Genomic DNA, 613 nt, shown 5'->3' with positions numbered 1-613 from the left:
TGCCGAGCCAGGCGAAGGGATAGACGCGCTCGTAGATGCGAAGCACCTCCGCCGGCATGGCCTCGCGCGAGGGGCCATGGAAGCCGTCGCAGCCGGCGATGACGTCGCAATGCAGCTCGTGCGACACGCCGTCCTTTGTCCAGGTGAGGCGCGGATGGTCACTGGCGATATCGTGTAGCGCGACACTCTCCACCTCGAAATGCAGGGGACGGCCGGTCACGAGGCGCGCGGCGACCATGTCCTTCACCGCCTCCTGCTGGCCATAGATGGTGACGCGCTTGCCGGTCAGCCCGTGCAGGTCGATGCGGTGGGAGCCGCCGTCGAAGCGCAGCTCCAGCCCGTCATGCGCGAGGCCCTCGCGCAGCAGGCGCTTGCCGAGACCCGCCTCGACCAGCGTGTCCACGGAGCCCTGCTCCAGCAGGCCCGCGCGGATGCGCCCCTCGATATAGGGGCGCGAGCGGTCCTCCAGCACCACGCTGTCGATGCCGGCGCGGTGCAACAGGTGCGCCAGCAGCAGCCCGGCCGGCCCTGCCCCGATGATCCCAACCTGAGTCCTCATCGGCTACCCCGCTACCCCACATTCCCCGAATGGCGCAGACTGGCACGCAGGACA

At 69.3% G+C, this 613-nt stretch carries 1 protein-coding gene; it reads right to left on the bottom strand.

The window, feature by feature from the left end; genetic code table 11:
- A partial coding sequence (locus AC1DWF_RS36145; protein ID WP_476843264.1) for an FAD-dependent monooxygenase occupies positions 1-559 on the bottom strand: 559 nt, incomplete at its 3' end.
- Positions 560-613: the final 54 nt, after the last annotated feature.

The organism is Aminobacter sp. P4_D5 (assembly GCF_056401815.1).
This window is presented reverse-complemented; position numbering and strand designations above follow the sequence as displayed.